Annotated in this window: 11 protein-coding genes and 3 pseudogenes; 10 read left to right on the top strand and 4 right to left on the bottom strand. The window is 41.7% G+C overall.

Annotated elements, in window-relative coordinates:
- The first annotated feature begins 316 nt into the window (after positions 1-316).
- Both AC6RNO_RS21550 and AC6RNO_RS21555 read left to right on the top strand, forming a co-directional pair.
- Positions 317-2629, top strand: coding sequence for a ComEC/Rec2 family competence protein (locus tag AC6RNO_RS21550; protein WP_497106693.1), 2313 nt, complete (start codon positions 317-319; stop codon positions 2627-2629).
- A gap of 27 nt (positions 2630-2656) precedes the next feature.
- Positions 2657-2884: a hypothetical protein gene (locus tag AC6RNO_RS21555; protein WP_497106694.1), complete on the top strand. Its 228-nt coding sequence runs from the start codon at positions 2657-2659 to the stop codon at positions 2882-2884.
- Positions 2885-3411: 527 nt separating this feature from the next.
- On the opposite strand, the gene AC6RNO_RS21560 is transcribed toward AC6RNO_RS21555, so the two are convergent.
- A complete protein-coding gene (locus AC6RNO_RS21560; protein ID WP_497106695.1) occupies positions 3412-5016 on the bottom strand; it encodes a TniQ family protein in 1605 nt (534 codons plus the stop codon).
- A 567-nt stretch (positions 5017-5583) separates the two neighbouring features.
- Here AC6RNO_RS21560 and AC6RNO_RS21565 point away from each other — a divergent pair.
- Positions 5584-6356, top strand: a protein-coding gene (locus AC6RNO_RS21565; protein ID WP_497106696.1) for an IS5 family transposase whose coding sequence is annotated in 2 segments (ribosomal slippage) — positions 5584-5914 and positions 5914-6356 — 774 coding nt in all. Because the reading frame shifts where the segments join, the coding sequence is not laid out codon by codon here.
- Positions 6357-6544: 188 nt separating this feature from the next.
- On the opposite strand, the gene AC6RNO_RS21570 is transcribed toward AC6RNO_RS21565, so the two are convergent.
- From AC6RNO_RS21570 to AC6RNO_RS21580, 3 genes are all read right to left on the bottom strand, one after another.
- The gene (locus tag AC6RNO_RS21570) at positions 6545-7687 is read right to left on the bottom strand and encodes an AAA family ATPase (RefSeq protein ID WP_497106697.1); all 1143 of its coding nucleotides are present in this window, start codon (positions 7685-7687) and stop codon (positions 6545-6547) included.
- Positions 7688-7690: 3 nt separating this feature from the next.
- Positions 7691-10372, bottom strand: a complete 2682-nt coding sequence (locus AC6RNO_RS21575) for a TnsB C-terminal domain-containing protein (RefSeq protein ID WP_497106698.1) — start codon at positions 10370-10372, stop codon at positions 7691-7693.
- Between the two features lie 92 nt (positions 10373-10464).
- Complete coding sequence (locus AC6RNO_RS21580) at positions 10465-11787, bottom strand: TniQ family protein (RefSeq protein WP_497106699.1); 1323 nt, start codon at positions 11785-11787, stop codon at positions 10465-10467.
- A gap of 236 nt (positions 11788-12023) precedes the next feature.
- On the opposite strand from AC6RNO_RS21580, the gene AC6RNO_RS21585 reads away from it, so the two are divergent.
- From AC6RNO_RS21585 to AC6RNO_RS21615, 7 genes and pseudogenes are all read left to right on the top strand, one after another.
- Complete coding sequence (locus AC6RNO_RS21585; protein WP_497106700.1) at positions 12024-12233, top strand: methyltransferase domain-containing protein; 210 nt, start codon at positions 12024-12026, stop codon at positions 12231-12233.
- 1 nt (position 12234) lies between these two features.
- Positions 12235-12630, top strand: coding sequence for a hypothetical protein (locus tag AC6RNO_RS21590; protein ID WP_497106701.1), 396 nt, complete (start codon positions 12235-12237; stop codon positions 12628-12630).
- Between the two features lie 315 nt (positions 12631-12945).
- A pseudogene (locus AC6RNO_RS21595) lies at positions 12946-14293 on the top strand (IS4 family transposase).
- A gap of 622 nt (positions 14294-14915) precedes the next feature.
- Positions 14916-15800: pseudogene (locus AC6RNO_RS21600) on the top strand (transposase); the annotation flags it as partial.
- Positions 15801-16217: 417 nt separating this feature from the next.
- Entirely contained in the window at positions 16218-17222 is a 1005-nt protein-coding gene (locus AC6RNO_RS21605) for a hypothetical protein (RefSeq protein WP_497106702.1), read from the top strand.
- Positions 17223-17292: 70 nt separating this feature from the next.
- Positions 17293-17505, top strand: a complete 213-nt coding sequence (locus AC6RNO_RS21610) for a hypothetical protein (RefSeq protein WP_497106703.1) — start codon at positions 17293-17295, stop codon at positions 17503-17505.
- A gap of 31 nt (positions 17506-17536) precedes the next feature.
- Positions 17537-17737, top strand: a pseudogene (locus AC6RNO_RS21615) (helix-turn-helix domain-containing protein); the annotation flags it as partial.
- Between the last annotated feature and the right edge of the window lie 319 nt (positions 17738-18056).

Consider the following 18056-nt stretch of genomic DNA (forward strand, 5'->3'; position numbering starts at 1 on the left):
GCCCAATCCACAACCATGAGCGAAGGGGATAGCGATCATAAGACGAAGCGCGTTGATACTTTGTAGTCGGCCGCCGTCACGATTGCGCCAGGCGGCCACGACCAGGCCGCGATCGGGTCGCGTTACGCGGCAGATCAAGCTAACTGAACGTTTCATTGGCGGAAAGTCCTGTTCTACGGAATATGAGCACAACGGATTTACGAAACGATCGATTAGGCGGCTGAAGCTGCGTACATTTGTCGATGAAGCGTCATGTACCCCCTGAGCCGCAGGGATAGCGGCCATAAATCATTTGAAAAATAGGAGTGATGTCCGCATGAATCGCCCGGTTGTTCTAGGATGCTGTCTGTGGATAACCGGTTATGTGCTCGCGATGTACGCGAAGCTGCCTTGGTTATCCTTGACCGCCTGCCTGCTGCTGTTGTGTACGGCAGCAGGGGTGTTTGCGCTCCGGCTGCCTGGACGGCTGCCGGTGTGTGCGCTTTTGCTGGTCGGAGCAGCCATGGGCTACTTCCATTGGACCGACCAGCGCAATGTGTCCGCCCTGCTTCAGCAAGGGCTGAAGCAGGAGCAAATCGACGGCAGCGAGGTCACGCTGCGCGGCCGCATCGCCAGCCCTGTCTCCGTCGACGGCGACAGGGCCAGCTTTACCGTGGAAGCGGAGGATATCCGCTTCCAGGGCGCGGACGCTTTCCCGCTGGGCGGGGAAAGCGTGCAGGTTTCGCTGCGCCTGCTCCGGCAAGAGCAGCAGGCACAGGCGGCGAGCTGGCGGCGCGGCGACGCCTTGACGCTGCACGGGACGCTGCGCAGCCCGTCCGTGGAACGCAACTTCGGCGGCTTCGACTACCGCCGGTATTTGCGCCTTCACCGCATCCATTGGCTGCTTACAGCCAAAGGAGCGGATCAGGCGCAGGTCGAGCCTGCCAAGCTGCGCTTTAGCGTCGTCCAGTTGCTGCGCCTCAACGACGATTTGCGCGACGCCCTGGGCAGGCGTATGGATCTTATTTTCCCTGCGGCTGAGGCAGGGTTTATGAAAAGCATGCTGATCGGCATGCTGGACGATCTTGATCCTGACCGCTTCCAGCAGTTTTCGGAGCTCGGTCTGACGCATATTTTGGCGATTTCGGGGCTAAATGTCGCTATTTTTCTCGGCGTCTGCATCTGGATCATGAAAAAAATGCGTTTGACAAAAGAAACGTATTTGCTGATCGCAATGCTGCTCATGCCTTTCTATGTTCTTGTTACGGGTGCTTCGCCTTCGATTGTACGGGCAGGCCTGATGGCGATTGTCGCTTTGTATGCGGTCAGGCGCGGAATCGTGAAGGATGCGCTGCATATTACGGCGATCGTTGCCTGGTTCATGCTGCTTGTCAATCCTTATTATTTGCTTGATGTCAGCTTTCAGCTCTCCTTTCTGGTGACGATCGGACTTATTGTCGGCGTTCAAAGAGTCAACCTTTTGCTGCAAAAGTTCATTACATCCGGTGCTCTTAGAAATACGATGTCCATTACGATCGTGTCGCAGCTTATTTCTTTTCCGATCTCGATTTATTATTTCAACCAGTTCTCGCTGCTGTCCTGGGTCGCAAATGCTTTCCTTGTTCCCGTCATCAGCATGGTGGTTTTTCCGGCAGGAATCGTGGCTCTTGCGTCCGGGCTCGTATATTTGCCGGCAGGCCAAGGAATCGGTTGGCTGCTTTCGTGGCTGAATAAAGGCGTGTTTTGGATTACGGATGAGCTGCGGCAGTTTCGCCAGTTCAAAATGATTTGGCCGACTCCGAGCATGGTTTGGATTGCGGCATTTTACGGTCTGCTTATTGTGACGTATTTGCTTCTTCATGAACGAAGAAAGCTGAGCGGCGAAGATCCCGGCTTCTCATTGAACCCGGCGGCCGCCTCAGACGGAAAGAAGATCCGGTTAACTCTGTGTCTTGCTCTAAGTACAGCCGGCCTTGTGTTGCTGCTCTACATGGGCTATACGCCCGAGCGGTTCAACCGGTCAGGACTTGTGCAATTTATCGATGTGGGGCAGGGGGACAGCATTTTGATCCGCACTCCTTACGGCCGTCATCTGCTGATTGACGGTGGCGGCACGTTGAGTTTCCGCAAACCCGGGGAGGAGTGGAAGGAGCGGAAAGATCCGTATGAGGTCGGCAAAAAGCTGCTCGTTCCGCTGCTTAAAAAACGCGGCGTACACAAGCTTGACCTACTTGTTCTGACACATGAGGACGCGGATCATAGCGGAGGTTTGCAGGCGGTCATCGAGCAGGTTCCGGTGCGGAATTTTTTGTTTAACGGTACGGTGAAGCCTAATGCCGGGATAACTAAGCTTTTTGCAACGGCTATGGATCGCCGCATTCCGCTGCTGACGGCAGAGCAGAGTTCCTGGATGCAGATTGACCCGGATACGAGCCTGCACATTTTGCATCCTTTTTCGGGAACCGGGCAAGAGGTGCAGACGGCAGCGGAGCAGAACGGCCATTCTATTGTTTTTTTGCTGGACATGCAGGGTACCCGCTGGCTGTTCACAGGCGATATGGAAAAAGAGACGGAGCGCGCCATTCTCGCACGTGTGGCGGGCGGAGCTGCGGCGGCGGGGGCATCGGCGGCGAAATGTGACTTAACCTAATAGTTTGCCAAGAGTGTAAACATAAGCGTGCCAACCTATGAAACACTTGCTATCACGCTGTTTTGTGGAATACATAATCTAAGAAAGAAGAGGCATTGTTTCTTAAAGCTCTTGATATTTGCATTTTTACACCATAATGTTTTGTTTTTATTGACTTTTGGCAATCTTATTATTCCATTTGCGGCTTATGGCAAACTTATTGTCCTGGGGCTGATTCGCATGGAGTTGCAAGGCGGAATGCCTTATTTGGAGTAAATCTGAAGTGGTTATTGAAAATAATCGGTTGAAAAACAAGATTGTCCACCCTATCTAAATTTTAAAAGGCATTCTTCTCACCGAAATTTGAAAGTGAATAATGTGAAGTTACAGGTATTTAGGGAGCCATTGCCGAATAGGTAATAAAAATGCTCTTAAAGTACAAAAAGATAACAAAAAGCTATAATAACGATGCTTCCATATCCGTCTGTGCATCGTTTATATTATTATTTAGTTAAATTTCCAATTACTGAACTATTATAGATGCTTCATTAATGGTGCTGCATAATTGATCGGCAGCCTTATTAAGGGATAGTAGAGTGTTAGCTCGGCTTGCTGAAGCAAATCAGTCACGACTAGAAACAAATTTGTAAATCAATAGTAGAGGTTAGTGCTATTGCCTTTTATAAGAACCAGCAAAGCAGAAATATATTATAATGAGATTGGCGAGGGAGCTTGTTAATCATAAGAATATGAGTATCAAAGAAATAGTTGATGCTGCATATCTTTATTGCTGACGGTACATTTTACTTTATAATATAACCTAACTCCTGTAACGTTTCTCTATGGAGTAATAACATTTTCTCATCCCACCAAAATTTATGTTCCTTTTTGATATTCTTTACGGACGGGTAAATTTCTTTTGAGTGAAGTTTATTTATGATTTTAATCAATTTTTCACATGCATCGTGCTTCCTTTTTTCTCCCTTATTTTTTTTGTTTTTTAGATAGTTTGCTGAGACAACAGCACTTTTTTCTGGAAAGAGTGATCGTAAAATTGATTGGTTTACTCCAAGTGCATTTGAAACTTTTAATAATGAATTAGGCTCAAGGTTTTCGTAACTTCTTAATATAGCATTATCTAGCTCATTCGACAATAACTCGTAAGTAACACCTTCAATTTTGGTGCTCTTATAGATTTTGTTTTTCTTGGATTTTGAAATGTAAAGATCTTTGAGTTTGATATATTCTGCCGGGAAATACTTCATTATCGTTTTGGAATTTAATCCAGTATTAAAATGAAGTTCCTTAAATGAAGATGATTGAGAATTTCTTAACTCTTCATTGAGTTTTTCTAAGAGCTCATTTAAGTTTAGTTGGTTTGGAATAATAAGATTTGGATGTTTCAATTTGTATTTCTCTTTTAATTTATTCAATACATGAGGGAAGTGCCTTTCGAGAAAGTAAACCGACAAGCCAATTTCTTTAGTGATAACCCGAAGGGATTTTGGATTTTCTTCGGAAAGAAATGAGAGTAGCGTATGCTCAATCTTTTCGTATTCTAAAACTAACTTAACGGATTCAACTTCTTCGTCCAAATTATTTTGCGCAACAAACAAATCATTTAAATTCACCCTTGTGTTAATTAATGTTGCAAGGAAGTTTCCCATATTAGGTGACTTTTCCCCGGTTTTCCATCTGGTTATTTGACTACTTTCAATACCTACAACATTAGCTAAAAGCTTATTATTACCGATTTTTAATATTAGATCAGGGAGGAGGTCAACAAAAGAGGTTATAGTACGATTTGTCATACTTAAACCAACAAATTGTAGTAAAAGTTTATTTCGGAACATTTCTTCTTCGGTAAAGTTACTATTTCGTACTTCCATGAGATTTTGATTGCAGTAAGGGCAAACACCGTAATCCTGGTTCTGAAAGAAGAAAATCTCTTTTTTACAGGAAGGGCAATGGGATTGTAGTGGTACGTGGTGAAGGAGGCACATTGTGCATTGCGAGATTGTCCAAATAAAGGGCTCGTAAGGTTCAACTTCTTCTAATGACCATTGGTACAAACATTCTGGACACCACTGCCTTGTTGTCCTGAGTATTCCACGGGTATCAAAGCATAATTCCCATTGATTAAAACATAATCTAGAAAGTTGCTCGTTGGTTGTTAATTCAATTAACTTGCTTATCATTAAACGTACCTTGTTAAATTGTAAAGCCAAATTGTATTGAGTATGATGAAATTGTAAGTATTTCCTAAGAAATAACCGGAAATCAAGGCAGTGCGCTTTAGCAAGCCTAAGTAAAAAGCTCGGTAAGCTTTCGATATATTCTGAATTATCATTCCGAAGCTGTAGCGGATAGAGTGTACTTCTTTCAGGGTAATCATCGTAAACAGACATTTCAATTTACTCCAATCGCTATATTGAAAATTTATATGGTTATTTTACCCCAAAATTCTGATTTTTAGCCGAATTTGATGATGAAAATGGGCGAATTGGAATTATCTTTAGAAAAGAGAATCTATTCTTCGCATACCTTTGGGCAATTTTTTCATGGTTAGCTAAATGATGAGGCGGCAGTCTACTTTATTTTCTTTGGACAGGGGAGCAATGCATATACTTAAAAACCCGAAAGATGGCCACCTTTTAAAAGTGTTCATCTCCCGGGTGAAAGTTGAGACATAGAGATAGTATTTGTTTACTGGAAGTGTGTTATCATTGCTGTGTATTATTTCTTTAAGTTTAAGGAACATACATTTAGGCAATATGTACAGCGGCGACTATTTATGTGATCTATTATTGTCTGGTTGGTTTGAATAACTATTCATAATTAATAGTTTTGTAAGCTTTCAATAAAGCCGTAAGTATCTTTTATTAGGGTGTGTCTGAAAACTATCTATTGCTTCAAAGAAGAAACCGTAGCATAATTTTACAGGGACGAAACCACACGAGGGAGCCTGTAAAAGGATGCTAAGACGCCACGAAATTAAGGACCAGGACTGGGAACGGATTCAAGGTCTATTGTCACCCGAAAATACAGGAGAAGGCAGACCCTCAAAGCCCAATCGAGTCATGCTGAATGGAATGCTTTGGAAAGTAAAAACAGGCGCTCCTTGGCGAGATTTGCCTGAACGTTTTAGTCCTTGGAAAACGGTGTATTCTCGTTTTCGTTTATGGAGCAAAGATGATCTTTTTCAAAAGATTTTTGAGTCCTTGGTTGGCGATGCGGACTTGCAGGATGTATCCATTGACAGCACCTCCTGTAAAGCTCATCAGCATGCATCAGGGGCTAAAAAGGGGCTGAAAACGCCGAAAACAACCAAGAGATTGGACTTTCCCGAGACGGTCGAAACACCAAGATCCACGCCGTAGTGGATGGCGTTGGTAATCCGATTCGCCTGTTTTTAACACCTGGGAATATCCATGACCGCACAGTGGCAATTGAAGTCCTCTCCGGCGTGACGCTGTCCGGAAGCGTTGTTTTAGCTGATAAAGCCTACGGAACAAATGACATTCGAACGTATATCGAATCCCAAAATGCAACGTTCTGCATTCCTCCAAAATCGAATACGGCAAATTCTTGGGAATGCGACTTTTTTCACTATAAAGAACGGCATGTTGTGGAATGTTTCTTCAACAAACTCAAACAATTCCGCGGGATCGCGACACGCTATGATAAGCTTTCTCGAAATTTTTTGAGCTTCGCCTTTTTAGCTTCTGCCATGATTTTGTTGAAGTAGATCCATTATGATGAGTTTTCAGACGCGCCCTAGAGGTATAGGATATAAAATACTTCTTTTGGGAATGGATAAAAAAACCATTGCTGCACATCTCATCGTTATTTTTGGAAATCATTTTATGTTTCCCAAATAACTGTGAATGTATTCAGCAATGGTTTAATGCTTGAGGTCCTGGAGGAAGTCCTTGGCTAACCCTGGTGACCAACAGGGTCACGATGTGCGTTTCTCTTACCAGGTTTTTGTTTATTCTTACCTTTGGGCTTCTCCTCAATACTTGTTTCTTCCTTGTGTAACCTTAATCCTAAGCTCACAATTAGAGTTTCGCGCTCTTCCTCACTCTCAATCAAGGTAAGTTCACCTTCACGTGCTTCAGTTATCATTTTACTGCATTGCTTTACAGTAAGTGCTGTTTTCTCTAAGTGTTTCAATCCAAGCGATTTTCCTTCATTTTTTTCCTCATTGAGACTTTCGCGAAGAGCACGTTCGAGCCATTTTTTCAGAACTCCTACACAACCAATGCTCCTTTCATACAGGAATTTCCAATGGGAAATCAGATCGACTTCGTTGACAGGGAGGCAATCCTGAAACGTCAGGATTGCTGTTTTGAAAGCTTTAATATCTTCCTTATTTTCAGCTTGATATCGAGGTAGATGAACGTCTGTACTTCGATTACTGAGTTGTGCGCTTTGATCTCTAAAATGCACAAGCTCATATGGACCTGCTAGAATATGTGGGACTTTAGTAATATTAGCAAGTGATTTTATCACATCCATCTGATCTTGAAGTTTACTGCCACGCTGTATCTTTGACATATGCTGGGCCTCGTCAACTATGCACGCAAGTGGCTTTCGATGTACGAGTGCTGATTCATATGCCCAGCGGAGCGCTGAATAGGTTTCTCTAGATGAGGATTTTGTTACTAAATCGTGCTTAAAATGGTGGATAGGAACTATTTTCTTATCAATACTGACTTCTTGTAGTGCAAGTAACCCTGAACGGTAGAAATCTCCCCAGTTGAATTTGAGTGTTTCTGCAGCTTTAGCTTCAAAATAAGCAACGGGAATTCTTCCTTTATCAGATTGAAGTTCTTCTATTACAGAGGAAATAATCTCATCGTGTAATTTTTTTAATAAAGTAGATTTACCTACTCCACTTGGACCATATAAAAGGACAAGGGGATGCTTGTCGATAAGAATTTTCTTTTTAGCATCTATAAATGCTTGTTCCAATTTTGGATGGGATATTGTTTTCTTCTCGAAATAATCGCTGCGCTCCTTTGTGGATTTCGAAAGGATGTCCTTATTTACCCCTTCATGAGTTGCTTCAGCCATAGATCAAAACTCCCCGTAGCGTTCTTGTACATCGAAGATTTCTTCATCTTCGAAATTTGGTGCGGTCTTGTCTAATTTACTACTTTGCTGACTAGTTTTCGCTGGTTTTCCTCCAGGTAATGCAGTAACCGTACTGTGAACTTCATTATCTTTCATTTGTTGCAAAAGCAATTCATCAGATTCACAATTCCGTAGAAAATTGGCTAGAATTTTGATATCCATTCGAAATTGTTTTCCATGCTGTTGATACTGCTTCTTTAATTCGTTTGATGCAATTTTAATTTGCTTTTCTGTCTTCCCATTAAAAACAGCAAAATAGTCAGACATACACTTCACCCAATGTTTGTTAACATATGCATAAGCGATTCCAATATTATATGGATCGTATCGAATTGGAACCTGTTCTCCTTCAACATCCGGATGTTTAAATGCATCGGACCAATAGTAGATGTAGTTGTTCTTAAAGCCTCTACCAGGCTCAACCTTAGCGGTTCCTTTCTCGGATGTAGGCATGGTTAAAATACGAAATGTTTCATCATAAGGAATCATCATTCCTGTACGATCACCAGTACGCTTTAATCCCAACAGAAAGGCTTCTCGAGGTGACTGATTTCTCAGAGCAGGATGACTCATGCAATCGTAAACCTCGTATGCAAATTGTTTCAGACGTTCTGTGAAATTTGCAATGTTCCACACTGCAAGCTTCTTGGGGTTATTTTTTTTGGTGATTTGGCGAACATTTTTTGTAATCTGTGTATTGCCTGTGAGGTTATTAATAAAACGAGTGTTTGTAGTGCCGAAAATTCGTTCTATCGTTGAACCAAATTTAGGCTTACTTGCAGGACGCTCCTTTTTTGCTGATCCAAATGCGGAGAGTACCGTTTCAAAGTAAACACTTGAGAATTCCTTTCCACCATCGACAACGATAGTTTCCGGTAAGCGGGAAAAACGTTTAACACACTCACGTAAAACCATCATACAGGAACGATAGGAGGGAGGATCGAAAGTAACGTAGACGGCGAGAATTCTTCGTGTGCAACCATCAGTTAAAATCGTACCATATGGCTTTGCAAGCACTTTTTTTGTCACGGAATCGATCAATTCAATATCCAATTCGGTATGATCGATATGTCCAATTTCAAAAGGCCGATCGCCGTGACGAATGTTTGTTAGAGAATACTCCAGATAAAACGATTCGAAACGATAAGCTGCTTTTTCGCCCTTTCTGTTTTTCTCCTGTTCATGGATTGGACGACTATTAACCGCTTTAACAAAAGATTTGTAGCTACACCCTTCAATACCTTTCAAATCGCATTCAATTAAAAAGTCGCCGTATACCTCTGCTTTTTTCCTCTGTTTAAAGGTTTCGTACTTTTCTTTTACCCATTCCTTTATAAGCTCTTTTGTTTTTTCGGGCAAGCGACTATTACGATTTCCTTTATCGCGATCCCGAGGTAACAATCCAAGATAACCATTACCATAAGCTTGCTGAGCATGGCGATATTGTTCGATCCAACTTCGAATAGTGCGCAGAGGAGTATCTTCTGACTCTGGTGATTCTCCATGCAAATAAGGCGTAATGATTCTCAAACGTTTGTTCGCGACCATTAAATCATCTCGACTCGCTTTTAGCATTTCTTCTTGAACTTTAGCGTGTAAAGTATCTGCATGTTTGCTGCCAATAATCTTTCCTTGCTGTACATACGATTCGATTTGGGAATAAGTTAGGTCGACTGTGTTTTGTTGAGATCGAAGAGAAACGTTAGAAGAACCAACATTGAGAATTTCCCACTCCTTGCCGTCCCATACTAGACTCTTACCGACTTCCAAAACACAACCATGAGACATATTCGCAGAAATATCTGTTTCTGCATTTTCTAAATGTACGAAAGCACAAGCGGTATCATAATCACTAAAAACATGAGTGTACTGTGGTTCAGCTAATACGTATTTTTTTAAGTCGACGTAGATCGAATTAGACGCGATTAATGAATTTACTACATCGGAACTTATTTTAAATTCGTCTGCATGTTCCAAAAGAACATCTAATTCGATTCCCTGCTGCTCTTTAATGATTGACTGTACTTTTTCAATTTGATCTTCGGTTACTTCATAATTATTAATGAAGTAAGCTTCGAGAAACTTTATGTTACGAAGCAACACCCAGTCAATTTGTTCCGAACTAAAAACTTTGAATTGCAAATTTAATGATTCGGCATATTGTTCACCTGGGGGACATCTCCAACATCCATCTTCATCTTTGTAGTACCTATAAGGATCCTCGAGTGACAGTTCTAGAAGCTTCTCTTCAGGTTTACACTCTACCCAACAGCCGTGGTCATCATACAATACAAATAAATCGGGAGTTGAATTGAATACTTTGCGTTTATCTCTCCCGTTAACCTGACTCATATAGTCAAATTTCACCAAATTGGGTTGGTCATAGTATTCCAATACTGAATCACTATGTTCAACCTCGTATATAAAAGGAAGCTCTACAGTATGACTCTCGAATTGAATTGAGAAACTCATTTTTCGACTAGGGTATCGTCCTGCCACGTTTTTAATGTTGCTGTTAACACGACGTACTGGTTCTGAATCTCGAATTTCTTCAATTTTCGCTCTACCTTTTTCATTAATTTGATTTTTCACGTACCAAGCGTTTAATTGTTCTTTTGTCAGCATGGTTTGGGCTCCTTTACATATTTCGATTTTACTGAATAATATTGCCACGAGTCGAAGGGAATATACGTAAGTACTGGGAAGGATCTTTACGTTTAAGCAACAAAACTTCTTCGAACATCTTTCCAGGTGTCATAAAATACTTTTCTCCTGAGCACAGCACGTTGTCCTAATTTTTTTTCAACAGCTCTAGCAGTGGGAGTTTTGCCTTCACAATGCAATGCTTGAGTAGCACTAATAACATCTTGTTGTATGGTCGTAATACGAAATTCCGCTCGTTGACTTACGTAGGTTTTGTAATTGTCTCTAATGGTTGACATTAATTGAGGGTATTTTTTCTTTAATGATTTAATTGAAATCATTAATCTTTTTGAAGTTGTATTTGAAGAGGGAGGCGGTATCTCACATGAAATTTTTAATAGTTGTTCTTCGACTTCTGCCCAAATAATTCGAGCGCTTTTACTACCGGAGGTTGGTCTAGGAGTGTTTTTTTGTGTAATGATATTTATGGGCTTGGCTAGTATAAGATCTAAAAGTGGAATCTGAGCATGGTAACTAAGATCGAGAAGAGTATTTAGAAATGGAGTGAATTTTCCGGTATGGTATTGGTAAATGGTACTTTTAGGAATGTTTAATGTTTTACCGAGAGCTTCAATATTTCCATTAGTCAGTTGTGTGCATAATTGATTAATAGCGAAACTGATGTTTTCCTTTTTGAATTGTTCTTTCCGATCATAATGCTCAACTAACTTTCCTAAAGATTGAGAAATCCAAAAATCTTTTTCGGCCGGTTTCAATCTTGATTGATCTTTATTGATCTGTCCCAACCATTGTCCGCAATGTGGACATAACCCAACAACGAGAATAGAGGAGAGAGTAGGGATCAGTTTGTTGCAGAATATATTTGGACACAGATGCTCTAACGGACGATTATGAATAGAACAGATATTAACTTCATTAATACTCCAAAGTAGTGGCTCATAAATCGGTTGCTTTTGCTCCTGCAAAAGAGAGTAACATTCTGGACACCAGGCTTTGTGTGATCTGCACATTTTTTTGGAAACTAGAACATCTTCATATCTCTGGAGGGTAAGGAGTGAAATATCAGTTAGATGAGTAAGCATCGCCAATGCTTGTACACATTGGCGACTAAACGCTCCACTTCCATTTAGTCCATTAGATCTATCAAAAAATCTAGAACAACCTCTAAGTGCATCTTTATGAATATATTCAATCATAATTGTTGGTGCTATATGTTCTTTAACTAATGAAATGACGGAAAGAGAATGAGCCTGCGCTAATCGTTGAATATAACTAGTTAAGGATTCACAATAGGGCGTACCAACATTTATGGGCTGAAGTTGATACAATCGACTTCTATCAGGGTAGCTTAGTAAGGAAATAATTTCATTTTTCATAGCGACAGTGGATTGCCCTCCCTTTCAATTTTTATTTTAGAGTAAATCCTGTCATCAGTTGACATTGAAAATGTGTGCTCCATTTTAAATCAATGAAACTAAGTAGGTCTGAATATAACGCTATCAGGAGATTCCAATTTCGATGGACGAACTCTATCACTATTATTTCCAAATAGTAGATTTGTAATACATTTCGATTTTAAAAGAATTAGATAGTCGTTTAACTGCAGGAAGTAATGGATAAGCCCGTAATAACAAAGGATGGACTTATTTCTCCCGATATGATTCGTCAGGGGAAGATTGAAAGTGATCAGAGGGAGATTTCAAATATAGAATTTGTAGAAGGAGTTGTCGAAAGTCTTCCGTTTGAAGGGAGTTCATTTGATATTGTAGTCAGTAGATTTTGCTTTTCATCACTTTTTAGAACCAGCGAAGGTATTTTTTGAGATGAATCGAGTTTGTCGAGCAGATAGCAATAATAATATTGCAATAATTGATATAATTTCTCCTAATGATGTTGAGTTAGATAAGAGATATAACAAATATGAAACGTTGAGAGATCCATCTCATAATAGAGCTTTAACTAGAGCCGAACTTATTAACCTTTATGAGAGTGTTGGCATTGAAATACTTGAATATGACACTTTGAAAGTAGAAGTAAAGGTAAATGATTGGCTAGAGTTGAGTGGAACAGATCTTGAAACTAGGTCAATTATAGTAAATAACTTAAAAGATGAGTTATTAGATAAGAGTGAAACTGGACTAAATCCATTTTATAAAGATCAGGAGTTGTTCTTCAATCATACTTATTTCAAGATTATTGCTCAAAAACTTAAGAAGTGAACTTCTTTAACGGGATGAATTTATTCATCTTGTTTATTTTATTTCAGGGGAAGCAATTATTTATAGTGTAATGTGATGACGAAATTTATGAGTGATAAATAAAAACTCTAAGCTCATAAAATATTCGAAAAGAAATTATGAGAAATTTTGTATTAATGACTCAACTTTCGCAGATGAAAAATCGGCTTGAATCCTTGCAGCAGCAGGCATGATAAGCAATTCGATACCTGGCTTGCAAAATAGAAAAACACCACTTCGTTTGGTAAAGTGAGAGTGTCGAGCAATCACTACCAGAAAGAAGAGGTGTCTTCCATCATGATAAACGATCAGCCTGGTCTCCATCAACTGCCAAACGAATTAAAGCTTGCTTTTCAAGAACTGAACGTCATAAAGTTTCTGCAGCAAGCCGGATTTCGCAAACGGTTTGGCTTCAGCCCAGCCCGATTGTTTCAACTCGTTTTCGTGTTGTTGTTTCATCAGAAGAACTGGTTTCGTTTGCTGGAGAGCAGCAAAGCCGACTCGTTTCCTGGCAAAGATGCCGTTTATCGCTTTCTCAATCATACCGGCTTTGCCTGGCGTCGCTTCCTGACTCTGCTCGGGGCGGCTGCCGTGCAGAAGGTGGATGCCTTGACCTCGGCGAATCTTCATCATCGATGATTCCATGTTTGAACGTAATCGCAGCAAAGCGGTCGAGTTGCTGGCCAGGTTCAAAGATCATGCCACCGGCACGTTTTACAAGGGGTTCCGCAAGCTCACGCTGGGTTGGTCGGACGGCCATACCTTCTTGCCGCTTGATTTTGCGCTGCTGAGTTCCAGCAAATCGGCTATCAACGGCATGAACGCGAACATCGACAAACGGTCGCACGGCTACAAACGCCATCAAGAGGCGCTGCTGCCGGCTCCGCAGGTCGTCGTGTCCATGCTGGATCGGGCGCTGAAGACAGGGACCCATGCCTCTTACGTCTTAATGGACAGTTGGTTTACCCATGCGCCGCTCATCGGCGAAATCGTGGCTCGCGGCATGGATGTGATCGGCATGGTGAAGAATGACAACAAACGTTTCCTTATTCAAGGCCGGAAGCTGTCGCTCAAAGAACTGTACGCGGCAGCCTCTCCCGTCGTGAGCCAGAAACGCGGCATTCTCCGCTCGATCCAAACCGAGCTTCCTTCGGGTATTCCGGTTCGAGTCGTGTTTGTTCGTCATCGCTCGAAGAAAAACGAGTGGCTGGCGATTTTGGCGACCGATCTTACCCTCCCCGTAGAAGACATCATCCGGATTTACGCATTCCGCTGGGACATTGAGGTCTTTTTCAAGTGCACCAAATCACTGCTTCGCTTGCAAAAGGAGTTTCAAGGCCGTTCCTACGATTTGCTGATCAGCCATACGACGATTGTGTTTTCCCGATACATGCTACTGGCGTGGCAGCATCGGCAAAGCACGGACGCACGCTCTTTTGGCGGGTTGTTTTATTTGTTGTGCGATGAAATCGGCACACTGGATTGGGTGGTTGCTTTGCAACAGATGCTTGATTTGATCAACGAAGTAGCCAAGAAAGCAGGGAAAAAGCTATCCACTTTGATTGGGCGTCAACTTCAGCAATGGATTGCTGCCTTGCCCAGTTATATTAAGGCTTGTTTGCCGATTTCATGCTGCGAAAGTTGAGTTATTATGCATACGGTCTAAGCCAAACAATAGCTCAGCATCATCTATTTATCCGTAAGGAAGGTTCTTTATGGGGTTACAAAGACATTTTCACTTATTGGCCCAAGTCTATTCTCATGACTTGGTGGCCTGTTTCGGTGTCGCCGTATTCGATAGGCTTCCAGTTATTTCAACGAAGTGCATAAGTTATGACAAGAGATGATTAGTTGGTAGGTTTAGAATAGAAACCAAACTTGCTATCAAAGTAAATATAAGGTAATATTTCCTGTGTATTCATTTTTATTATGAGTTCGTGAAGGAAGTTATGATTAGGCATATAGAAGTTTCAAACGATTTTGAACTTGAATTTCGAAAGTACTATTCACTAAAAATATAAAAAGGGCCCCGAATCTTTGATAGAATGGTTTTTGTCGGAACAACATCACCCAAAAAGAGGAGCACTTTTTTGGTGAAGTCTATCACAGCTATCAGCAAAATCAAGTCTGAATTTTCACTGCAAAACGCAACCAGCTTCGGAGGCGTCAAAATCTTTCTTGTCATTCTTGAAAAAATCAAGCTAACGACGCCATGTGCAGCCTCTCCGGAGGCAAAACACACAACGTTCTCTTTCATTCACCTTATCCTGCTCTTCCTTGGAGGCCGTTGCCCGCATCACAGTCTGCTGTACAAGGAATTAACCAGGCTCGGACGATTCTGCCCCGAGCTGGTTAACGAGCTGCGGTTGCTGAATCAAGAGACGATCCGACCTTGCTTGCCGTCCGACTTGATTCTCGATCTGGATTTCACGGTAGAGACGGTGTACGGCGATCAGTCCGGGGCCGCCGAGGGCATAAATCCACACAAGCCCGGACGCAAAAGCTATCATCGCTGCTCGCTTTTGAAGGTCTGACTCGGATGAACTTAAATGCGGTGCTTCGCCCCAACAATACACATTCTTCCACCGACGCAGCCGACTTCTGGAAACAAACGTTTGGCCTGATTGGAGAATGCAAGATGAAGTACGCCCGGATCTATAAGGGCTTTGGCGGTGAAGATTTCTACAGCTTGTGGGAGTAGAAAGACATCGACTACGTTGGCAAGCTGAAATGGACCCAATGACTGGCCAAGGTGGTACAGGCTTGCCAGTATTGGACCCGCTTTGGTGACGAGGACTGGATCATCGAAGGCATTACCTTGATTAACAAGGCAATCTCCTGGAACAAGGCGCTCCGGGTGGCGATCATCCGCAAAACACAAGTATTCGACGACGGTCAAGGCTGCATTGTGTTCGAACCGACAGGTAGTACGAAGCGATGGTGACCAATACAGAATGGGAGTCGATCGACCTGCGGCGCTTCTATAATCAACGTTGCTGCATGGAGAATTACATCAAAGAAGCCAAGAACGGCTTCTCCATTGACCGTATCACGACAGGCGATTTCAAGGCCAATGAGCTGGATGTGCTGATCAAACTGCTCGCCTACAATCGTTCGAACGCTTCAAACGCGACCGCTGCGAAACGATGCATCTATACTAAAGTTGATGAAGGACTTCGCCGGCCGTATACCTGGAAATGAATCGAGGCGCGAGTGGCACAGTTAGAATTAGGATTAAGCAGAATTTTACATGGAAATAAGGGCTGCCTCTTTAATGCGGAGGGGGAAAGACCATTCCCTACAAGCTCTCGTCTTCATCCAGCATGGGAACCCCCCATTTTTTCATCGCCATTGCTTCAGCATTATGCATCGATCGTATGCGCTTTCGAAATTCAGGTAGAATTTAACGGGAATAGAATAATAGAGAAACTAATTAGAGGAGATGTTGTAATGGCGAGCATGTAGCTGCTGTAAAGGGAGTTTTATTCTATGCGACCCTTTTGAGAGAGTATTTATAAGGAATGCTCTCCATAAAAAAGTAAAGCATCTGTAGGAAGGAGTTTTAGTAAATGAGTGAAGTAAAATTGCATACAAGTACACCACCTATTTATACTTTTCCTATATTTGCAAACCTTTTATCAATTATTTCAGCCCATGAAGATTATGAAGCTTGGTATTTTTCAAACTTTATACAATTAAATGCTTCACCCAATAATTATACCTTATCTTTTTATGATTGCTGGACCTATATTCATAAATGCCCATTAATAATTAATAATTCAACCGATAGATGGATTATTAACGAAAAATGGAGTGGAGATGTTACGTCTTTTCTTATTGATGCAATTAACAAGAATACATATGTGTATTTTTTTATCGATGAGGCTAAGCTCAGTAATTCGTCATTCTCGAAGCAATTCAGTACATTTACCCATGATGTTATGGTGCATGGTTATAATTTAAAGAATAGAGAGTTTTATATAGCTGGAGCCTTCGCTTCTGGTAGGTATGTAGAGAGTACATGCACCTTTAACGAGATGCAATGTGCATATGATAATACAGATCTGAGTAAAGACTGGTTACATGGTGTTCAAATGATTTGTCTGAATACAGAAAAAAGCTATAAACTTTACATACCCTACATAAAAGACCAAATTATGGACTATTTGTATTCGAGAAACTCTGCATTAAAAATAGGTGATCCTCAGTACTACGAAGAATACTTTGGTTTAAACGTATACGAAGTACTAAGAGACTACCTCTCTAAACTACTGAATGGTAGTGAATCGAAGCTGTTAATCAAACCATTTCACTTTTTGTCAGAACATAAAAAATGCATGTTTGAAAGGATTAACTATTTTGATCGAAATGATATTTTTACTTCTAAAGGTAAGTTAGATGAGCTCAAAAAAAACTATAAGGATTTTTGCAATAGAACCTTAATACATCGCAATCTATTTCTAAAGTATATGATAAATAGTGACCCAGTACATTTACCAAAAGTTATTGTCGAGTTAACTGAAATTCAAACTCGAGAGAAAGATGCAATTTCTCAGATAATTGAATCCATCTAGTAGTCTTTCAAATCAAATAGTATAAGTTGGATGGATATATTATAGTTACGCCAAAAAGAGGAATCCCAATATGCATCCGATCAAAAATCCCGTCCGTTTAACTGTGGAAGAACAAGCAAGCTTACGTACTTTCATCTCCAAGGGCAAAGCATCCGCTCGATCCATCAGACGAGCTCAGATCCTGTTGGCAGCCGATGAAAACAGGCTAGGCGGTTCCTTAAAAGAATTGGAGATAGCCGAGCGCATGCAAGTGCACGACAATACCGTGTATAACGGTTCGTAAAGCATATGCCAAACAAGGCTTGGAAGGCGCCATCGGAAGGAAGAAACGAGCGACACCGCCGATCCCTCCGAAGGTTACTGGCGAAATTGAGGCGAAAATCATCGCCCTCAGTTGTAGCGAGCCTCCAAGTGGCAGAAGCCGATGGACGCTTACGCTTCTAGCCGACCGAGCGGTGGAACTGAATGTTATCGACAGCATTTCTCACGAGACCGTCAGACAGGTCTTAAAAAAACGAACTCAAACCTCACCTTCGTAAATGTTTTTACCTCTACTATACCAAAATCCACCAATCTGGCAACATTGGGGGCTAACGGACACGGATAGTTGAATAAAGCGACTTCACAAGGCTGATCGTGGCAGCCTCTGTGCTAATAGGGAGCTATTTGATAATTTCCCTATCCCCTTTGTTAAAATCCCATTAAATGGGTATATGGCGATGGAGAAATTACGAAAAGCGAAACTTTTCGACTCCCAACAAGCCGACAAATCGCAGGAGTTTCTCAAAAAATATGTTCAGCTGCCTTGTAGTTCGCTACGGACTCAACGATTCG

This window comes from Paenibacillus sp. sgz302190 (genome assembly GCF_059820445.1).